At 44.7% G+C, this 18,526-nt stretch carries 10 protein-coding genes; 6 read left to right on the plus strand and 4 right to left on the minus strand.

From position 1 onward, the window contains the following. Positions 1–155: 155 nt before the first annotated feature. Positions 156–587: an NfeD family protein gene (locus QUA74_RS17560; RefSeq protein WP_333331505.1), complete on the plus strand. Its 432-nt coding sequence runs from the start codon at positions 156–158 to the stop codon at positions 585–587. 95 nt (positions 588–682) lie between these two features. Continuing rightward, positions 683–1,651 (plus strand): SPFH domain-containing protein, encoded by a 969-nt coding sequence (locus QUA74_RS17565; RefSeq protein ID WP_333331508.1) that lies wholly within the window; start codon positions 683–685, stop codon positions 1,649–1,651. A gap of 495 nt (positions 1,652–2,146) precedes the next feature. Here QUA74_RS17565 and QUA74_RS17570 read toward each other — a convergent pair whose 3' ends face one another. Together QUA74_RS17570 and QUA74_RS17575 are read right to left on the minus strand one after the other, a co-directional pair. Continuing rightward, entirely contained in the window at positions 2,147–5,740 is a 3,594-nt protein-coding gene (locus tag QUA74_RS17570) for an AAA-like domain-containing protein (protein WP_333331511.1), read from the minus strand. A gap of 115 nt (positions 5,741–5,855) precedes the next feature. After that, complete coding sequence (locus QUA74_RS17575; protein WP_333331514.1) at positions 5,856–7,178, minus strand: AAA-like domain-containing protein; 1,323 nt, start codon at positions 7,176–7,178, stop codon at positions 5,856–5,858. Positions 7,179–7,824: 646 nt separating this feature from the next. Between QUA74_RS17575 and QUA74_RS17580 the strand changes: the two genes are divergently transcribed. From QUA74_RS17580 to QUA74_RS17590, 3 genes are all read left to right on the plus strand, one after another. Beyond that, positions 7,825–9,378 carry an ATP-binding protein gene (locus tag QUA74_RS17580; protein ID WP_333331517.1) on the plus strand — a complete coding sequence of 518 codons (1,554 nt, stop codon included), beginning with the start codon at positions 7,825–7,827 and terminating at the stop codon, positions 9,376–9,378. A 105-nt stretch (positions 9,379–9,483) separates the two neighbouring features. Then, positions 9,484–13,182, plus strand: coding sequence for a GAF domain-containing protein (locus tag QUA74_RS17585; protein WP_333331521.1), 3,699 nt, complete (start codon positions 9,484–9,486; stop codon positions 13,180–13,182). 174 nt (positions 13,183–13,356) lie between these two features. After that, positions 13,357–14,493, plus strand: coding sequence for an adenylate/guanylate cyclase domain-containing protein (locus QUA74_RS17590; protein ID WP_333331610.1), 1,137 nt, complete (start codon positions 13,357–13,359; stop codon positions 14,491–14,493). 34 nt (positions 14,494–14,527) lie between these two features. Here QUA74_RS17590 and QUA74_RS17595 read toward each other — a convergent pair whose 3' ends face one another. Together QUA74_RS17595 and QUA74_RS17600 are read right to left on the minus strand one after the other, a co-directional pair. Further along, positions 14,528–15,808 (minus strand): recombinase family protein, encoded by a 1,281-nt coding sequence (locus QUA74_RS17595; RefSeq protein ID WP_333331524.1) that lies wholly within the window; start codon positions 15,806–15,808, stop codon positions 14,528–14,530. Between the two features lie 3 nt (positions 15,809–15,811). After that, a complete protein-coding gene (locus QUA74_RS17600; RefSeq protein ID WP_333331527.1) occupies positions 15,812–16,171 on the minus strand; it encodes a VOC family protein in 360 nt (119 codons plus the stop codon). Positions 16,172–16,346: 175 nt separating this feature from the next. Between QUA74_RS17600 and QUA74_RS17605 the strand changes: the two genes are divergently transcribed. After that, positions 16,347–18,473 carry a SpoIIE family protein phosphatase gene (locus tag QUA74_RS17605; protein WP_333331530.1) on the plus strand — a complete coding sequence of 709 codons (2,127 nt, stop codon included), beginning with the start codon at positions 16,347–16,349 and terminating at the stop codon, positions 18,471–18,473. The last annotated feature ends 53 nt before the right edge of the window (positions 18,474–18,526 follow it).

Consider the following 18,526-nt stretch of genomic DNA (forward strand, 5'->3'; position numbering starts at 1 on the left):
GACTTGGAGTACGGTAGAAGCCTCAACCTGATACCGTGGCGCGAAAAATCGCTCTGAGGGCCAGCAAGTCGCAAATCCTTGCAGAGTCAGTTGTTTGCATTTCTTAAATCTTAAATTTCCAATCTAAGATCTAAATAGTATCACCTATTCTTTTTATGATCTGGACTCCGACGCTCCTTTGGCTGCTAGCTGGGTCTTTGCTGTGTTTGGCAGAGCTATTTCTCCCGACTGCTTTTGTCGCTTTTATGATGGGACTGAGCGCCTTCGCCGTAGCTGGATGCTCTCTAGTTCTACCTTACGTTAATTTACAAATATTCCTGTGGATGGTATTTTCGACTGTTTTTGTGCTGCTGTCTCGGCGGTTGATACCTAAAGGCAACGCCAGGGCGATCGCAGATTCTCAGGAAGCAAAAACTTTAACAGAAATTCCCCCCGGAGAAGCCGGCCGAGTGATTTATGAGGGGAATTCTTGGCAAGCTCGCTGCGAAGACACGAAGACCACTATCCCCCCCAACCAAAACGTAATTGTCGTCGGGCGGAAAGGCACTACTCTGATAGTTTTGCCCGAAAATCTCTTGCATTCTTAAACAAAATGCGTAATTAATCACAGGCAATTAGTAGTTAGTCATCAGTCATTAGTCAACATTTAACACTCAACAGTCAACATTTATAGGAGGCGACCATGGAACAATACTTTTTACTCGTATTTTTGGCTTTAGGCGGCTCTGCCCTGGCAGGTTCCGTCAAGATTATCAATCAGGGCAATCAAGCGTTGGTGGAAACTTTAGGTAAATACAGCGGCAAGAAACTGGAACCCGGTTTGAATTTTGTCACGCCGTTTCTCGATCGCGTCGTGTACGAGCAAACAATTCGGGAAAAAGTCTTAGATATTCCTCCGCAAGCTTGTATCACGCGGGATAACGTTTCCTTCACCGTTGATGCTGTGGTTTACTGGCGGATTGTGGACTTGGAAAAAGCCTGTTACAAAGTAGAAAATCTTCAGTCAGCAATGGTAAATATGGTGCTGACCCAAATTCGCGCCGAAATGGGTCAACTGGATCTCGAACAAACTTTTACTGCCCGTTCTCAAATTAATGAAATTTTGCTCAGAGATTTAGACGTTGTTACCGATCCTTGGGGAGTTAAAGTAACGCGGGTAGAATTGCGGGATATTATCCCTTCTAAAACTGTACAGGAATCGATGGAATTGCAGATGGCAGCCGATCGACGGAAGCGGGCGGCAATTCTGACATCAGAGGGAGAACGCGAGTCAGCAGTTAACAGCGCCAAAGGTAAAGCAGAAGCGCAAGTTCTGGATGCAGAAGCCCGCCAAAAAGCGACTATTTTGGAAGCGGAAGCTCAACAAAAGGCGATCGTCCTGAAAGCTCAAGCAGAACGCCAAAGTCAGGTTTTGAAAGCTCAAGCTACTTCTGAGGCCTTGCAAATTATCGGCAAAACTCTGCAAAATGACCCCACTGCCCGGGAAGCTTTACAATTTTTGTTAGCTCAAAACTATCTGGATATGGGTCTAAAAATTGGCACCAGCGACAGCAGCAAGGTGATGTTTATGGATCCGCGCAGCATTCCCGCTACGCTAGAAGGAATGCGATCGATCGTTGGGGAAGGTAATAATAATGAGGTTAAAAAATAGTCTTAGCTAGAATAGGCAATTGAAAGAGACTGATAACTCTGTAGGAGGGATGAAACTCCTCATACAGAGTTAGCATGAATAGCAAAAATGATTGTCTCATCACACACCACATTATTACCCACCTTCTGCAGGTCTTAACATTAATTGGGGATTTTTGGGTAAGAAATGGCTGTAATTTTTTGTCTACAAGTATTCCGCTGATATGTAGAAATATGAGTTATTATTAAGGAGTGTTTATTTGTTATCAAGAGTCATTAATTATCGAGAATATGTTGGCGATTAAATTCCTAGGATGACGTTTTCTCGTCAACATATTTTTGACTATGTTAAGAAGTGCGGAATGTGGGGTTAAACTTGGTTTAGCATTTTTTTCTCTTGTTCGATCGCTCCTGTTTAAGACTGCAATCGATCGCAAATGCCAATATGTTGACGACATGGGCTAATTGCTGAAACTACTACTTTTCTTCCTCTGGCTCTTTTGGGATTATGCTCTAGCTAAGGTTGAGTAGAATCCAAGCTTATCCGATCGCACAAATGTCTATCTTCCTCCTTCACATCGGCATTTGTTCGCAGGTAATCCCACACGCGATCGCAGGCATAAGCCAGCGGATCTAGTTGGAGAATCCGCTCCAAATCCCACAAAATCACTGTGCGATCGTCCCCAACAGAGGCAATCTGTTTACCATCGGGACTAAACGCTACCCCCCAAACGTTCCCTTCATGTCCGGTTAGTGCAGTTATTTCTGTACCGTCCGTCTTCCAAAGTTTTAGTGCGCCACTTGAGCCTCCCGCCACCAGCATTTGACCGTCTGGACTGAAATCAACCGCCATCATGCCTCTAGTATTTCCCTTGAAGGTTTTGAGCAACGTGCCATCACTCGTCCAGAGTTTAATCGTGTCATCCATGCTCGCAGTTGCCAAAGTGCGACCGTCTGGACTGATAGCAACTTCCCAAACCCCACTGCCATGACCTTTCAACGTCTTGGAAAACCGACCGTCCAAGCTCCACAACCGAGCTGTGCCATCTTCACTGGCGGAAACCAGCCTCTTTCCGTCTGGCGTAAAGTCCACATCATAAACCCTAGCCCGATGTCCTTGGAACGTTTTCAGCAACGTGCCGTCCGGCTTCCACAGTTTCACGGTTTTATCGTCACTGGCAGAAGCGAGTAGTTGACCGTCTGGACTTGCGGAGATATCCCAAACGCCTGCCTTATGTCCTGTTATGGTTTTCAGCAGCGTCCCGTCGAACTGCCAGAATTTAATCGTTTTATCTCCGCTGGAGGCAGCAAGGATTGGCGCGTTCGCTGTGTTGGCAAAGCTTGCCCCAGAGAGGAAAGCAACAGAGCGAATGGCAGCCTTGTATCCGGCAAAAGACTTCAGCAATGTACCGTCTCGCGCCCATAGTTTGAAGCTCCAATCCGCACCAGCGGAAGCTAACATCTGGCCGTCCGGGCTGAAATCCACATCCCAAATCGTGCCACGATGTCCGTGAAGAACTTTTGAGAAGGGGCTTATCGGATTCCAGACTCGTGCGGTATTGTCGTAGCTGGCGGAGACAACCATTTGACTGTTGGGAATAAAGGTAACGCCTCGAATTGCCGATTGATGCCCTTTGAGGACTTTTAACAGCGTCCCGTCCGGCTTCCAGAGGTTTATGGTTTGGTCGGCGCTGGCGGAAGCAATGACATCGCCTGCTGTGCTGACGGCGACTTCAAACACTTCCGAACTGTGACCGCTAAGAGTAAGTAGGGGCTGTGCCCCCGTGCCTGCCCCTCCGTCTGGTTGCCAGAGTTTAACAGTGTTGTCAGCACTGGCAGAGACAATGGTGGGACGTTTTGTGCCGCTATTGTCTGCAAGTAAGGCGAACTCAACGTCCCACACGGTAGCGTTGTGCCCTTTCAGGGTTCTCAGCAGTTCGCCTTTGTTAGTCCAAACCTTGATCGTACCGTCCGCGCTGCCAGAGGCGAGCAGGTTTCCATCGGGACTAAAGGCAACAGCCCAAACCCCACCTTGATGTTCTGTCAGAGTCTCGATCAGTTTGCCGTCGATGCTCCACAGACGAATGGTGCTGTCTTCGCTGGCGGAAGCGATGCGCTGACCGTCAGGACTCACGGCGATCGCCCAGATCGCAGCGCTGTGTCCCTCAAAGGTTTTGAGCAGTTGGCCTTCCCGACTCCACAAATAAATGCTGCCGTCTAGACTGGATGTCACCAGTCGCTGGCTGTCGGGACTGAAACGGAGGGCGAAGACAGTAGCCGCGTGCTGGAGGGTTTGGCGCAGCGTACCATCGGGCAGCCAAAGCTTGACCGTTTGGTCGCCGCCCCCCGTGGCGATGAGTTGACCGTCTGGGCTGGCATCAACTGCCAGAACAGGGCTGGAATGCCCCAACAGGCGATTGAATTCTGCCGTTCCATAGATGGCTTGTTGCAGCACTTGTTGAACTTGAGATGGCAACAGGGGGCTGGAATTAGCTAGACTGTCGAGCCTGCGTCTTGATTTGATGGCAGTCACGAGAGCGTCTAATCGCTGTTGGGAGGCGAATTGCCCGGAGGATGAGGAAGTGAGGGCTTGAATTTCGTTGGTGAGGGCGCGGTGATATTGCCAGAGGGCGAAAATGGCGGATGCGATCGCCACTATCAGCAACCCACTCAACGCTGCAATAAACTTGCGCTGTCGCTGTGCTGTCTTTCTTTCATAAGCTACGCGCTTGCGTTCTTCTAGCAGTCGTGCTTCGACTTCTTTTACTCGTTCTGCTTCCAGTGCTTGCTGCATTTCCAACTTGTCTAATTCACCAGAAGCGGCTAAAAATTGATAGTCCAAATCGCTCAAACTTTTACCTTGCGCCCAGGATTGAGCGTCTTTCAGCGCTTGTCCGCGCAACAGTCGCGATTCGTCTTGTTGTTTGGAAGCGATCCAAGCATCAAATAGTTGGGAGTAAGGGCGCAGTTGCCCTAAGTGTTTTTCTACCCATTCGAGATTAAATACTTCTTGATAAATTCTGTTTTTTACCTGCAAATACCCATGTTTTTTTACCACTAAACCCGATAGCAATAGTTCGATTTGATCTGGGCTGTCATCTGTTGGGACGGGCGGGTACGGGGGCATCGCCCCTACGCTTTGTAAGATTTGCTGGTAAATGCCGAGCCATCTTCCGGCGCGTTGTTCGTTTCGCAAGATGCGATCGCGTATCGTTTTCAGATGCTCTGGCTCATCTTGAGATTCCCAGTTATTGACGATGTGCGATCGCACCACCGATTCGACAAAAAATTCCTCTGTTCCGGGTGGTATTTTTAAATCACCGCTGTGGGCTGACCCCGCCTTTTTTACTACTAATTCACATATTTTTTGGGTTAAAAATGGCTGTCCTCCCGTCCAAACTAAGATTTCTTTGAGAACTTCTTGCGGATTGGCTATGACATTTTCTACCCCTTTCGCTAATGGTTGCGCTTCTTCTAAGCTAAATCCTGACAAATCGATCGATTGTCCGATATTAAAAGGTGTCCGATTTTTATCGGCGATTAAATCGCTTGGTGTAGCTACTCCGAAAATCGCGAAGGTAATCCGATTGTATGAGGGATTGATGGCTCGTTGGTTGTAGCAATAACGAATTAAGGCAAAAAAGTCATCTACAGGAAAATCTAAGCTTAAAATACTATCAATTTCATCAACAAATATAAAAATTCGCTCCTCCGGAAATCTGGCTAATAAAATATCTTCAATAAACTGACTCAATCTTTGCAGGAGAGAGACTTCTTCTTGTTCTTTCCACCAGGTTTTTAAATTAACTTGTCCTAATAAATTAAAGCTACGCCACAAATCCCCAATGATTCCTTTGTACCACTGTAAAGGAGTAATGTTTTCGCTACCGACGCGCGTCATGTCAATGGTACTGCATAGAAATCCTTCTGCTTGCAGTCGGTGCAGGGTGCGAACGAGAAGGGAAGATTTGCCCATTTGTCGGGAGTTGAGGACGTAGCAAAACTCGCCTCGTTTTAAGGCTTGATAAAGTTCGATATCTGCGTGTCGTTCAACATAGGTAGGTGCATCACTAGCGAGACTGCCTCCAATTTGGTATGTAACCTGGGTCATGCCGTTTCTGGGTTGGTTTAAATGTGAGTATCTATTGAGTTTAGTGAGAGGTGAGGATGTGGTGCGATCGCTTCATTCTCATATAAATTACGCAAATAAACTCTCAAACCTCGATCTAAATAAAGTTGGGCGAACCAAAATACATGCGGTACAACTCGCAGCTCAGCGTACAGCGGTTATTATCGATATGAATCAGCCCCATACTAACTAATTTAGAAGCTACTATCGGATCTAATTCCACCCCGCGTTCCGATTTTACCACTTGTTTAAGTGCAACCGCAAGTTCGGGATACTCTTGCAATGTCACCCAAAAACTCCGCAAATAATCTTTATAAATTCCGGCTATGGTGGGAGCTTCTTGTAGTAGCTGATCGAGCGTTAAACTGTTTTGACAGAGGTGGTAAAGAGCTAGCCGCACTAGATAAGGATGTCCCCCTACCATGGCCATCAGTCGATCGGCATCGGAACCCTCTGTCCAATCCAGTCCGTGACGCTGGGCTAAAGCAAGTATCTGCTCTTCTGTAAAATAGGGCAATTGCAGCGGTAAACCGACATTAAAAGGCGATTCAGTGAGCTTTAAAGGAATATAAATTTCTGTGGAGTGAAGAACGATTAACCGCAGTTTTCCCACCATTTCAATGCGCTTTGCTTCTTCATGCCAGCTTCGTAGCAGCGGCAAAAATTCTCTGGCAATTTTTGGATACTCAAAAATTCTATTGACTTCATTTAAAGCTAAGACTAGAGGATTATTTATTTTGTCTAAAATATATTGTTGTAAATAGATAGCACAGCTTACTTTGCTACCCATGTCTTCATCCCAATAATCATCTAATAGAGGTGGCAATTCTAGGTGACGGCTGATGTTGGCACAAAACCACCGTAAAAATTTATCGAGGTTGTCTAAAACAGCTTCCTCAGCTTGCTGAAAATCTAAACTTACAGTTCGATAGTCAAGAGAAGTCGCGCGCTCTAAAATCCGTAGCAGAAGGGAACTTTTTCCCATCTTCCTGGGAGCTTTTATCCGCAGAACACTTCCGGGTTTAGTAATCTCTCGATAGGCGAGTTCTTCAATTAGCGGGTGATGGATATAGAATGGCGAATCGAGGGGCACGGGAGAACCGGGAAATTCTAAAGGTGTTGCTAGGCATTGGCTGCGGGTGAATTCTTCTATTAATGCTCGTTCATCTGCCGTCAGGGAACGTGATTCTAAACAAGAGCGAAAATTTGATTTGCTAATAGATGTGTGTAAGATTTGAGAGAGAGATTGCCACAAGGACGAGGCGATGTTTCTCAGGTAATGCTCTCCGTAATTAGAGGTAGATGCGATGCTTGTATAAGTCTTTCCTTCCCAAACTTGGCGGAGTATGATTTCTTGTACGGGATATAAATCTTTTTGCGATCGGACACGAGTTAGCTGTAGTACCTCATCTATCGTCATAACTGGCAATTACCATATAAGTATATCGTTGATATTATCACTTATGATTGACTGTAAAGCCTAATGCGATCGCCTATTGGATTGCGACACGATGCTGTCGCGACATTTCTCAGGGAATAACTGCTCAAATCCGTTAAATCTCGCGCCCAGAGTACCATTGTCAATAAAGAGTCCCCTGGCGGGGTGGGGGTGGGTGTATTTAAGTTGTCTGCACTCTTCAAGGCTACAAGAGTGAACCCACCTCTACAGGTTTTTGAGAAGGGTTCTCTTCGTTAAGTTAAATCCGTGACATCGGTTAAATCTTGTGCTTGCGCCGTTGCCTCCCTGGTCACGGAGTCTTATAACCCAGTTTCAAGGTGTGTTGGTGAGACTAACTTTCAGGTAGCTGCGTTCACTTTTTTGCCCTCGTTAGCCAAAATGTCAGGCAGGTGTCACAGTTGCTCATGAAGCCACAATTAAAAATGTGACACTTGACCTTGCTAAAATTTACTCAATTGATGTTATTTTAATAAAATGTACTTTCATATCGCTGCATCTACTCCTCACAAGTGTTAAGTCCAAAAGCCTAATTCTTCTTTTTGTGAAAGCAGGTTTTGGGATTTTTTGCGATTTTTTTTTATTATTAGCCAATAACCGAGTTGATTTGATGCAAATGGTTCATAAAATGTTTCCCAATTATTTTATTCCTCACGGTCATTGTTACTTGTGGAAGCCGGGATTAGTGGGGCTACACATTTTGTCCGATGGTTTGATAGCCGTCGCTTATTTTTTGATACCGCTCACGCTGATTTATATTGTCAAAAAGCGGCAAGACGTGCCTTTTGACTGGGTTTTCATGCTGTTTGGCTCTTTTATTATTTGCTGCGGTATTACCCATATTATGGAAATATGGACGCTGTGGCATCCTAATTATTGGTTCTCTGGTTTTCTTAAAGGGATTACAGCGCTGATTTCGCTATCTACCGCAGCAGTGCTGGTGGAACTAATCCCAAAAATCTTGGCTATCCCCAGTCCCGATCAATTGGCGGCGGCAAATGTGGCTTTACAAAATGAGATTGGCGATCGCAAACAAGCTCAAGAAGCACTCTCGAAATTAATGCTAGAATTGGAAAAACGGGTGATGGATAGGACGCTCGCTTTAGAATTAACCAATGAACTTTTGCAACAGGAAAATCGCGATCGCTCCTTGGCTGAAAATTCATTGCGGCACTCGGAAGCTAAACTCCTAGAGCAAACTCAGCAGTTAGAGAACACTCTGCAACAACTTAAAAGCGCCCAAGCTCAACTCGTACAAAATGAAAAAATGTCCTCTTTGGGGCAAATGGTAGCTGGTGTTGCTCACGAAATCAATAACCCTGTCAATTTCATTTATGGCAATCTGATTCCGGCTGAAGAATACATTAAAGAGATTGTGGAATTGATTAAGGTTTATCAAGTTTATTACCCCACTCCTGCGCCGGAAATTGCCGACAAGATTCACACTATCGAACTCGATTTTATTTTAAAAGACCTGCAAAAACTTTTTGCTTCTATCAAAATTGGCTCAGAGCGAATTAGAGAGATTGTTAAATCTTTACGAAGTTTCTCCCGGTTAGACGAAGCCGAGATGAAAAAGGTAAATATCCATGAAGGACTCGATAGCACTTTAATGATTTTGCAGCACCGCTTGAAAGAACAACCAAACCGTCCGCCTATCCAAGTGATTAAAGAGTATGGAGATTTGCCAGAATTGGAATGCTATGCTGGACAGCTTAACCAAGTATTTATGAACATTTTTTCTAATGCTATTGATGCTTTAGAACAGATGGCGGCGCAGGGAGTTTCGACCAAAGCCTATTGGGACAATAATTTTGATGATCACTTACCAAACCCCCATTGCCCACTGCTAAAAATTCGCATCCGCACGCTTTTAGTTGATGGCAAGTGGGTGCAGATTCACATTGCTGATAATGGCACTGGCATAGATGCTGAGACGATCGCTAAAATTTACGATCCATTTTATACGACCAAACCTATCGGTTATGGTACTGGGCTAGGTTTGGCGATTTCTTATCAGATTATTCAAACCCATCAAGGTTATTTGCGCTGCACTTCCGAGGTGGGCAGAGGTACTGAGTTTATCATTGAAATTCCTTTGCGATCGCACAGTTGCGATCGCCACCTAGTGCAAAAGCAAGCTGTTATGAACAAGCTGGGCTGAGGCGTTAATAAATAATGCGGAATCCAGCTACCACTTTCGGTTTCTTTTATTTTTCGCCTAACTTAGGCATCATCAAATCCATATTATCGGCCAATACCAAACCTTATGTGGGAAATACTCAAAAATATCTTTTCGCCAAGTCAGTATATGCCGCACGGTCATTGCTATCTTTGGCAAACGCCTTTAGTGTGGCTACACATAACTGGGGACTTTTTAATTGCGATCGCCTACTATTCAATTCCGGCGATGCTAATTTATTTTGTTTTCAAGCGGCGCGACGTTCCTTTTTTAGGAATATTTGCTTTATTTGGTGCATTTATTATTCTCTGCGGCACTGGTCACTTGATAGACATTTGGACGCTGTGGCATTCCGCTTATTGGCTGTCGGGGATTGAGAAAGGAATTACTGCACTGGTTTCCTGCTACACTGCTGGACAAATGGTAACACTATTGCCACAGTTTTTATCTTTGAAAACCCCCCAAGAATTAGAGGCAATTAATAGCAAGTTGCAGTGTGAAATCGCCGTGCGTCAAGATGCAGAATTAGCTTTGCGCTGTGCTTATGATGACTTAGAAATTAAAATTCAAGAACGCACCGCAGAGTTGAGAGAAATAAACGGTTATTTAGAAGCAGAAATTCGAGAAAGAATAGCTGCTGAATCGGCTTTACGCGAACGAGAAACTAGGTTAACCGAACAACAAAATGGTTTACTCGAATTAGCAAAAAATTCTAGTATATACGAGGGAAATATCGGCGAGGCGTTGAGAGAGATTACACAAATGGCAACCCGTACTCTGAATGTCGATCGGGCAAGTATTTGGTTTTATCAGGAAGATAAATCCGCAATATGCTGTGCGGATATTTACGAACTGACTCCCAATCAACACAGCGCCGGTGTAGAACTGAAAGTTGCTGACTATCCTAGCTATTTCCAAGCTTTGAATACACAACAGGTACTCGCAGCGGTTGATGCCCAAACAGATCCGCGCACCCTAGAATTTAGCGAATCTTATTTGAGGCCTTTAAACATCTCGTCGATGCTAGATGTTCCTATTACCCATCAAGGGCAAATTGCGGGTGTAATTTGTTTAGAACATCAGGGAACGACCAGGAATTGGACGCTCGACGAACAAAGCTTCGCTAGCTATGTGGCGCAGATCGCAGCTTTAGCAATGGAAGCTCGCGATCGCAAACAAGCCGAGTTAAACTTGCGTTCTGTCACCGAACGCTTACAATATTTGCTGGCGACTACTCCGGCAGTGATTTTTAGCTGCAAATTAGGGGGAAATTATGACGTAACATTTGTCAGCGATAATATTGTTTCAATGATTGGTTACGAAGCACGAGAATTTATTGATGGTTCCCTTGATTGGCATAGCCTGATTCACCCAGAAGATCGAGAAATTGTTGCTACTTCATTCGCTCAACTATTGGAAAAAGAAGGGATTTCCTACGAATACCGCGAACGGCACAAAGACGGCAGTTATCGCTGGATATACGATGAGGTTAAGTTGGTCAAAAATGCTGCTGGCATACCTGTGGAGTGCGTTGGTTATGGAGTAGATATTACGGCTCGCAAACAGGCGGAAGCAGCTTTGCAGCAACAAGTAAAAAGGGAGCGGCTGGTGAATTCCATTCAAGAGCGAATTCGTTCCTCTCTTAACTTAGAAGAAGTGCTGACAATGGCTGTTGAAGAAATCCGGCAGTTTTTGTCAACTGATAGAACAGTTATTTACCGCTTTAACCCAGATTGGAGTGGATTTATAGCCGTCGAGTCGGTAGCCGTGGGTACGATGCCGATTTTGGGAATTGACATTAATGACCCTTGTTTTAGAGAAGGCTACGTCTCTGTTTACGAGCAGGGACACCTGCGCGCGATCGACAATATTTATACGGCAGGTATTTCAGAGTGCCACGTTAATTTACTGAGCCAGTTTGAAATTAAAGCTAACCTCGTGGTTCCCATTTTGCAAGGTGAAAAATTATGGGGGCTACTCATTGCTCATCACTGCCGCAGTCAAAGGCATTGGAACTCTTCTGAGATAGAATCTCTCAAGCAAATTTCCGTGCAGCTAGCAATTGCCATCCAGCAATGCACGCTTTTTGAACAAGCCAAAACAGAAATTGCCGATCGCAAATTAGCAGAAACAGCATTACAAAAAGCTGTCGTAGCTGCTGATACAGCTAACCGCGCCAAGAGCGAATTCCTTTCTTCTATGAGCCACGAACTGCGGACTCCCCTGAATGCCATTCTCGGATTTAGTCAGGTGATGGTGCGGGATTCATCTCTCAACAATCAACACCAACAGCACCTAGAAATTATTAATCGCGCTGGTGAACACTTGCTTGCCCTGATTAATGACATTTTGGAAATGTCCAAAATTGAAGCCGGCCGAAGTCAGCTTAATGAAAGCAGTTTTAATTTAATGCGCTTGCTAAAAACCTTAGAAGAAATGTTTCGATTAAAAGCTAAATCTAAGAAATTGCAGCTAAATTTGGAAGTGGGTGACGGCGTACCACACTTTGTTACTGGAGATGAAGGTAAATTGCGGCAAATTTTGATTAATCTTGTAGGAAATGCGATCAAGTTTACAGAGAGGGGTAGCGTTACTTTGCGAGTTAAAAAGAAGGTAGGAGAAAGTTTGGGGGCTGAAACCGCAGAGTTTTCGGACACACAAATACAACTTGTCGGCGCGGGTTGTGAACATTCCGAAAGCTTAGCGGTTGAAACCACCGCTATACAAAAAAAACCCGGATGGTACACTGGTTTTAATCAGTCCGAAAGCTTGGCGGACTGTGATTGTGTAGACGCGAATCACCTTCCCCCGGAATTGTTACGCCTTCAGTTTGAAATTGAAGATACTGGCCTTGGCATTGCTGCAGAAGAGATGAATAAGTTATTTGAACCCTTTGAGCAAACAAAAACAGGTCAAAAATCTCAACAGGGGACTGGGTTAGGTTTACCAATTAGCCGCAAATTTGTACAAATGATGGGAGGAAATATTACTGTCAGCAGTACACCTCAGTTGGGAAGTAAGTTTGCCTTTGATATTCAAATCAACCTTGCCACTCCCACCGAGATTAAAATTCTTAAACCGCAGAAAAAAGTAATTGGTTTAGCACCGAATCAACCCGAATACCGGATTTTGGTTGTTGACGATCGCGCCGATAACTGCCTAGTCATAGACAGATTATTGTCACCACTAGGCATCCTCGTGCGAGAAGCTAGAGATGGTCAAGAAGCTATTGCTGTATGGGAGGATTGGCAACCGCACCTGATCTGGATGGATATGCAGATGCCTGTCATGGATGGCTATGAAGCCACCAGAAAAATTAAAGCTCATCCTCTCGGAAAACCAACTGTAATAGTTGCTCTTACTGCTAGCGTTTTTGAAGAGGAACGACAAACTATTTTAGGAGCAGGATGCGATGATTTCATGCGTAAACCCTTCGAGGCCAAGATATTATTTGCGAAGATGGAAGAACTTTTAGGAGTGCGTTACATTTACGAGGAATCGGGTGATGCACTACTAGAAAATGAAAGCGAAATTAGCGGAGGAACTAGCAATCAATCTGTCGAGTCACAACTCGGTCAAATGCCTCTTGAGTGGGTAGAAAAGATATCTCATGCTGCTCATGAATGTTGCGACGATAAAATTGTCAAGTTGATTGAGGAAATGCCTAGAGAATTTGCTGTAGCCGCACAAGTTTTAACTACTTTAGTGGAGGATTTCCTGTTTGACGATATTATAGAGCTAGCGCAATCCGCAGTTACCACGGTGAGAATACCAGTTTCCAACTAATCTCAACTTAGGAGCATCTCCTATTTAAAAAAGACCTAACATTAAGCCCCCACCCCTTCTCGTTGCCCTCTCTTTATAAGAGAAAAATTAAAATTTATACTGTTTCCTTTTGCTGGATAGCGAATTATTAAGTGTTAAGATCTTTGAGCTTAAAAAACAACCGTGAACCCTCGCATGGACAGCAATCAATATCCTACGATTCAAGCCAACATTTTAGTAGTTGATGATAAGCCCGATAACGTGCGGCTTTTATCTACAATCTTGACCGAACAAGGGTATCAGGTTCGTAAAGCGCTGAACGGGCAAAGGGCGATCGCGACAGTGCTGGAGTTTCCGCCAACTCTAATTTTGCTGGACGTGATGATGCCAGACATGAATGGATATGAGGTATGTGCAAAGTTGAAAGCTTCACCAAAAACCAGTTCCATTCCCGTGATTTTCTTAAGCGCCTTAGATGACGTTTTAGATAAGGTGAAAGCTTTTGATGTGGGAGGAGTTGACTATATTACTAAACCTTTTCACGCTAAAGAAGTATTGGCACGAGTGGCAAATCAGTTAACAATTCAAAGTCAACAACAGTTACTTCAAGAGCAAACGAAGCAATTCAAAGAACTTGTCGAACGTTTGCAAAACGAAATTAAAGATCGGCAGGGGGTGGAGGTAGCTTTACGGCTTGCTCAAACAAAGTCGGATGATTTATTGCTGAATATTTTACCAGCAGCGATTGTTGAAAATTTGAAAAAGGGCGAGGGTTCTCCTGCCCAGAGGTTTGATTCAGCAACAGTTCTTTTTGCCGATATTGTCGATTTTACGTCTATTGCTGCTAGAATGTTACCTCTAGAATTGGTAAATGTACTGAACCAAATTTTTTCGAGGTTTGACCAATTAACAGCAACACACGGTTTGGAAAAAATTAAAACAATTGGAGATGCTTATATGGTAGCGGGCGGGTTGCCTGTGCCGAGGGCAGATCATGTAGAAGCGATCGCGAATATGGCTTTGGATATGCAGGAAGCGATCGCTGATTTTCAAACCGACAGAGGCGAACCATTTCAAATTCGGATTGGCATTAGTACAGGGCCCGTAGTTGCTGGCGTAATTGGCACTAAAAAATTCATTTATGACTTGTGGGGAGATACTGTTAATGTTGCTTCTCGGATGGAATGTCAAGGATTACCGGGGTATATTCAAGTTACTACTGCTATTTATGAGCTGTTAAAAGATCGGTATGTATTTGAGGAAAGAGGTGCGATAACGGTTAAAGGTAAAGGAGAGATGATCGCCTATTGGCTAAAGGCTAAAAAAAGTTAGTTCAAGCTAATGGAGAAGTTATGGATCGGTTTACTTAAAAAATGAAAATAATTTGCAGTCTCAATTTTAAATTTTCGCGTACAATCTCTATGCGATCGATAAATTCTCGAAAATAGAACCTGCGTTCCGATTCCGACAAGTCCAACCAAAATTGGGGAAGAGAAACAGTTTGAGCTGTTTCTCGCAAATTCACGGGCGGTAGTTGCGCTAATTTGCTTTGCATTTCCGCAATTTCGGTGCGAATTTTGTAGGCTCTCAATTGGGCAGTTTCTGTATCTAAAATGCCATTTTCAATCAGGGCTGGCAGTTGATTTATGATTTGTTCTTTAAATTCGATCGCACTTCCCATGCCTGCTTTAACTCTATTCATATCCGGTATTTGCAACCCCGCCACAGCATCGGGTAAATCCCGACAAATTCCGGCAATGGTTAATTGCAATACTTCATCGTAGGAAAGACCGCTACATTTAGGCTGTTTTGGACAGTTAATCGGTCGCAAATAAAGGTATTCTTTTTCTTTGCGGTAGGAGGTGACTTTGGCAATTGTCATGGGCGATTTGCATTCCGCACAAATTGCTAAACCTGCGAGGGAACGTGGGGCGCTAGCGCTGCGAGGAGAAAGGCAGCGGTTGCGGCGCAGTAACCTGTCTATTTGGGCGGCTTCTTCTCTGGAAATAATCGGGACGTGGGTGTTAGAAATTACTTGGCCGTTTTGATATTCCAAATCGCCTCGGTAGGCGGGATTTGTCAGCCAGCGGCGGCCGGTACTTACAGAGATTTTTTTGTTGTATTTTTTGGCTAAATACCGCACGGAACCTCGCAAGGAACCGTAAATTAAAAAGTGTTCAAAAAAGTCTTTGACGGTGGGGGCGGTGGTTTTATCGATCGTATAACAATCTTTGCCGCGCCGGTAGCCGTAGGGAGCCTTACCCGGTGGAATCCGGGATTTGATGCGGTTGCGCGCGTGTCCTTTGCGAAGACTCCGGCTGTGTTGGCTGCGCTGGATTTCTGCGAGGATTTGCAGCAAGTTTTTGCGGTTTCGCGGTTCTGTTTCTGCTTGTACGATGATTTCGACGCCGAGGTTTTCGAGTTGGGCGAGGTGCGAACACACTTGCTGTAATGTGTCGCCTAGTTCTTCAAACCGCTGAATTAACAGGTATTTGACTGGTTCTGTTTGGCAGTCTTTGAGGAGTTGTTGCAGTTGTTGTCGCCCTCCTAAGTCTTGATAGGTGCGATCGACTTCTTGGCCCCAAATTTCCGGTGCGGGTGCTGCTTCCAGTAGCGGTTCTGTGTAAGAATAAGCGATGATTTTCATCTGTTACTCGCTGAGTTCGATGATGTTGCCGTCGGGATCTTGGGTAAATAATGCCGCTCGACCTGACGCGCTCATTTGAAACGGGCAAGTGTGAGCGATTAACTGCTGTTTGGCTGCCTCTAAGTTAGCCACAGAAAATGCTAGATGTCGGTTGCGTCCCCATTTGGCATTGTCTACGGCATCTGGGATAATTGTTGCAGCTAAAATTAGGTGGAGCTGGAAGTCGCCGATTTGATACCAGATTCCGGGAAATTTTAAGTCACGATCGATTTTTGGCAGTTCTAATACGGTGCTGTAAAAGTGTTGGGATTTTTCGAGGTTGGAGATGAGTAGGGTGGCGTGGAGGGATTGGATAATTTGCATTTTTGTTGGGATTTATTTTTTTATTTTAACCGCTGAGGCAGGCAGATGAGCGCTGATTAACGCAGATTATTTGATGTTTGTTGAGTTTTTGATATGATAACATTGTCCGTCGCTCTTAATATATCCCTTATCAAGTCTTGTAACAAAAAACTGCCCGCTGGGAGTGTTTTTAACAATGGTTTCAGAAAAAAGTGCGATCGTCTCCAGATCGGGCAAATTCCGTCTCCGCAATGTTTTGGTAGTTCCCTTTGTTCTCCAAATTTTGGCGGCTGTTGGCTGCATTGGCTATCTCTCTTACAGAAACGGAGAGCAGATAGTCAACGATATTGTTAGTCAGTTGCGGCACGAAGTGAGTGCGAGAGTTTACGAGCGTGTCCAAACCTATCTGGAAGCTCCGCCACTGGTGAATCTGATCAATCAGGATGCTTTACCTTTGGGGGTGTTGAACTTTGACGATTTGGAGCAAGCTCGACCCTATTTTTGGAAACAAGTTCTGCAATTTAAATCGATTGGTCACGCGGGAATTGCCAACGAAAAAGGTCAGTACCTGCGTGTGGGTTGGGTAAATCGGCTGGTTGGACTTGAACAACCTCAGCTTGCCCAGCAACTGATTCCCGGGGGTGGCGACTTGATATATTACAACCTTGACGCTGATGGAAACCCCACGAAAATTGACAAAACCACGCCCAATTATGACGTTCGCACGCGCCCTTTTTACAGAGTTGTTGTTGAGAAGAAACAGGCAGCTTGGAGTGAAGTTTATATTAATTTTGGTTACGGTACGCTGCAAATTAATGCGAGTCTACCCTATTACGATGCCAAAGGGAAACTAATTGGCGTGCTGACTTGCCAGATGGGGCTAGATCAAATTCGCCACTTCCTGCAAACCTTAAGGGTGGGTAATTCCGGTCAAGTATTTATCATTGAACCCCAGGGTGAATTAATAGCGACCTCGGTTAAAAAACAGCCTCTTTCGGTGGGAACAGGCAAAGATACAAAGCGGATCAAAGCACAGGAAAGCAGCAACTCGCTGATGCGTCAAAGTGTGGTTTATCTGCTCGATCACTTCAAGCGTTTGGAAGACATCCATCAAACAGTTCAACTTGACTTTAAGCTAAACGGTGAGCGGCAATTTATCCAAGTTTCTCCGCTAACTGACAAGTACGGTCTCAATTGGCTGATTGTAGTAGTAGTTCCTGAAGCGGAGTTTATGGCGCAAATTTATGCTAACACTCGCCAGACCATTTTGCTGTGTATTGTGGCTCTAATTGTCTCTGTTGGAGTGGGTATTTTCACCGCTAGCTGGATTACTCGCCCCCTCGACCAAATTGCTCAAGCTTCAGAATATCTAGCAGGTGGTGATCTCAACCAAAACGTTGATTCCAGTCGAATTCTGGAAATTGAAACCTTAAGAAATTCCTTTAACATCATGGCGAGACAACTGCAAGAATCCTTTGAAACGCTAGAAGAAAAAGTCAAAGAACGTACCTCTGAACTCGCCACAGCCACTAAACAAATTGCCACTCTCAACCAGCGCCTGAAAGCGGAAAATCTCCGCATGAGCTCCGAACTCGATATGCTCAAACAAATGCAGCAGTTGATTCTCCCTAAACCCGCAGAACTCGCAGCCATTGAAGATTTAGATATTGCCGGATTTATGGAGCCAGCCTCGGAAGTAGGCGGTGATTACTACGACGTACTTTGTACTAACGGGGTTGTCACGATTTGCATTGGTGATGTCACCGGACACGGATTAGAAAGCGGCATTTTGATGGTGATGACTCAAGCTGCTGTCCGCACTCTTCAGGAAATGCAAGAATCCAACCCGGTGCGTTTTTTAGATACCCTCAACCGCACTATTTATAAAAATGTCCAGCGCATGAAGTCCGACAAAAATATGACACTAGCTTTGCTCAACTATGCCGACTGTAAAGTTAGTATTAGTGGTCAACACGAGGAAACTCTTGTGGTCAGAAAAGGCGGTCAAATTGAACGGATTGACATGATGAATTTAGGATTTCCGCTCGGCTTAGATGAGAATATTTCCGATTGGGTCAGCCATGTTTTAGTAGACTTAGAGCCGGGGGACGGGGTAGTGCTTTATACTGACGGTATCCCCGAAGCTAGAAATATCCACAAAAAATTCTACGGTATTGAAAGACTCTGTGAAGTAATTTCTCAAAACTGGCATTTGAGCGCAGAACACATCAAGGAAGCCACCATCGCTGATTTGCGAGACTTTATTGGAGAACAAAAGGTATTTGATGACATTACCTTGCTTGTTCTCAAGAAAAAGGATTAAATCCTGTCTGTTTTCCTTCTTGCTTTATTCACCCATTGCTGCTAGTCTACAAT

The sequence above is a fragment of the Microcoleus sp. LAD1_D3 genome (assembly GCF_036702135.1).
In the GTDB taxonomy this organism is placed as follows: Bacteria; Cyanobacteriota; Cyanobacteriia; order Cyanobacteriales; family Microcoleaceae; genus Microcoleus.

Excerpts from the sequence above, each read along its gene's own strand:
- QUA74_RS17560 (WP_333331505.1), top strand. The coding sequence starts at position 156 with ATGATCTGGACTCCGACGCTCCTTTGGCTGCTAGCTGGGTCTTTGCTG.
- QUA74_RS17565 (WP_333331508.1), top strand. The coding sequence starts at position 683 with ATGGAACAATACTTTTTACTCGTATTTTTGGCTTTAGGCGGCTCTGCC.
- QUA74_RS17570 (WP_333331511.1), bottom strand. The coding sequence starts at position 5,740 with ATGACCCAGGTTACATACCAAATTGGAGGCAGTCTCGCTAGTGATGCA.
- QUA74_RS17575 (WP_333331514.1), bottom strand. The coding sequence starts at position 7,178 with ATGACGATAGATGAGGTACTACAGCTAACTCGTGTCCGATCGCAAAAA.
- QUA74_RS17580 (WP_333331517.1), top strand. The coding sequence starts at position 7,825 with ATGCAAATGGTTCATAAAATGTTTCCCAATTATTTTATTCCTCACGGT.
- QUA74_RS17585 (WP_333331521.1), top strand. The coding sequence starts at position 9,484 with ATGTGGGAAATACTCAAAAATATCTTTTCGCCAAGTCAGTATATGCCG.
- QUA74_RS17590 (WP_333331610.1), top strand. The coding sequence starts at position 13,357 with ATGGACAGCAATCAATATCCTACGATTCAAGCCAACATTTTAGTAGTT.
- QUA74_RS17595 (WP_333331524.1), bottom strand. The coding sequence starts at position 15,808 with ATGAAAATCATCGCTTATTCTTACACAGAACCGCTACTGGAAGCAGCA.
- QUA74_RS17600 (WP_333331527.1), bottom strand. The coding sequence starts at position 16,171 with ATGCAAATTATCCAATCCCTCCACGCCACCCTACTCATCTCCAACCTC.
- QUA74_RS17605 (WP_333331530.1), top strand. The coding sequence starts at position 16,347 with ATGGTTTCAGAAAAAAGTGCGATCGTCTCCAGATCGGGCAAATTCCGT.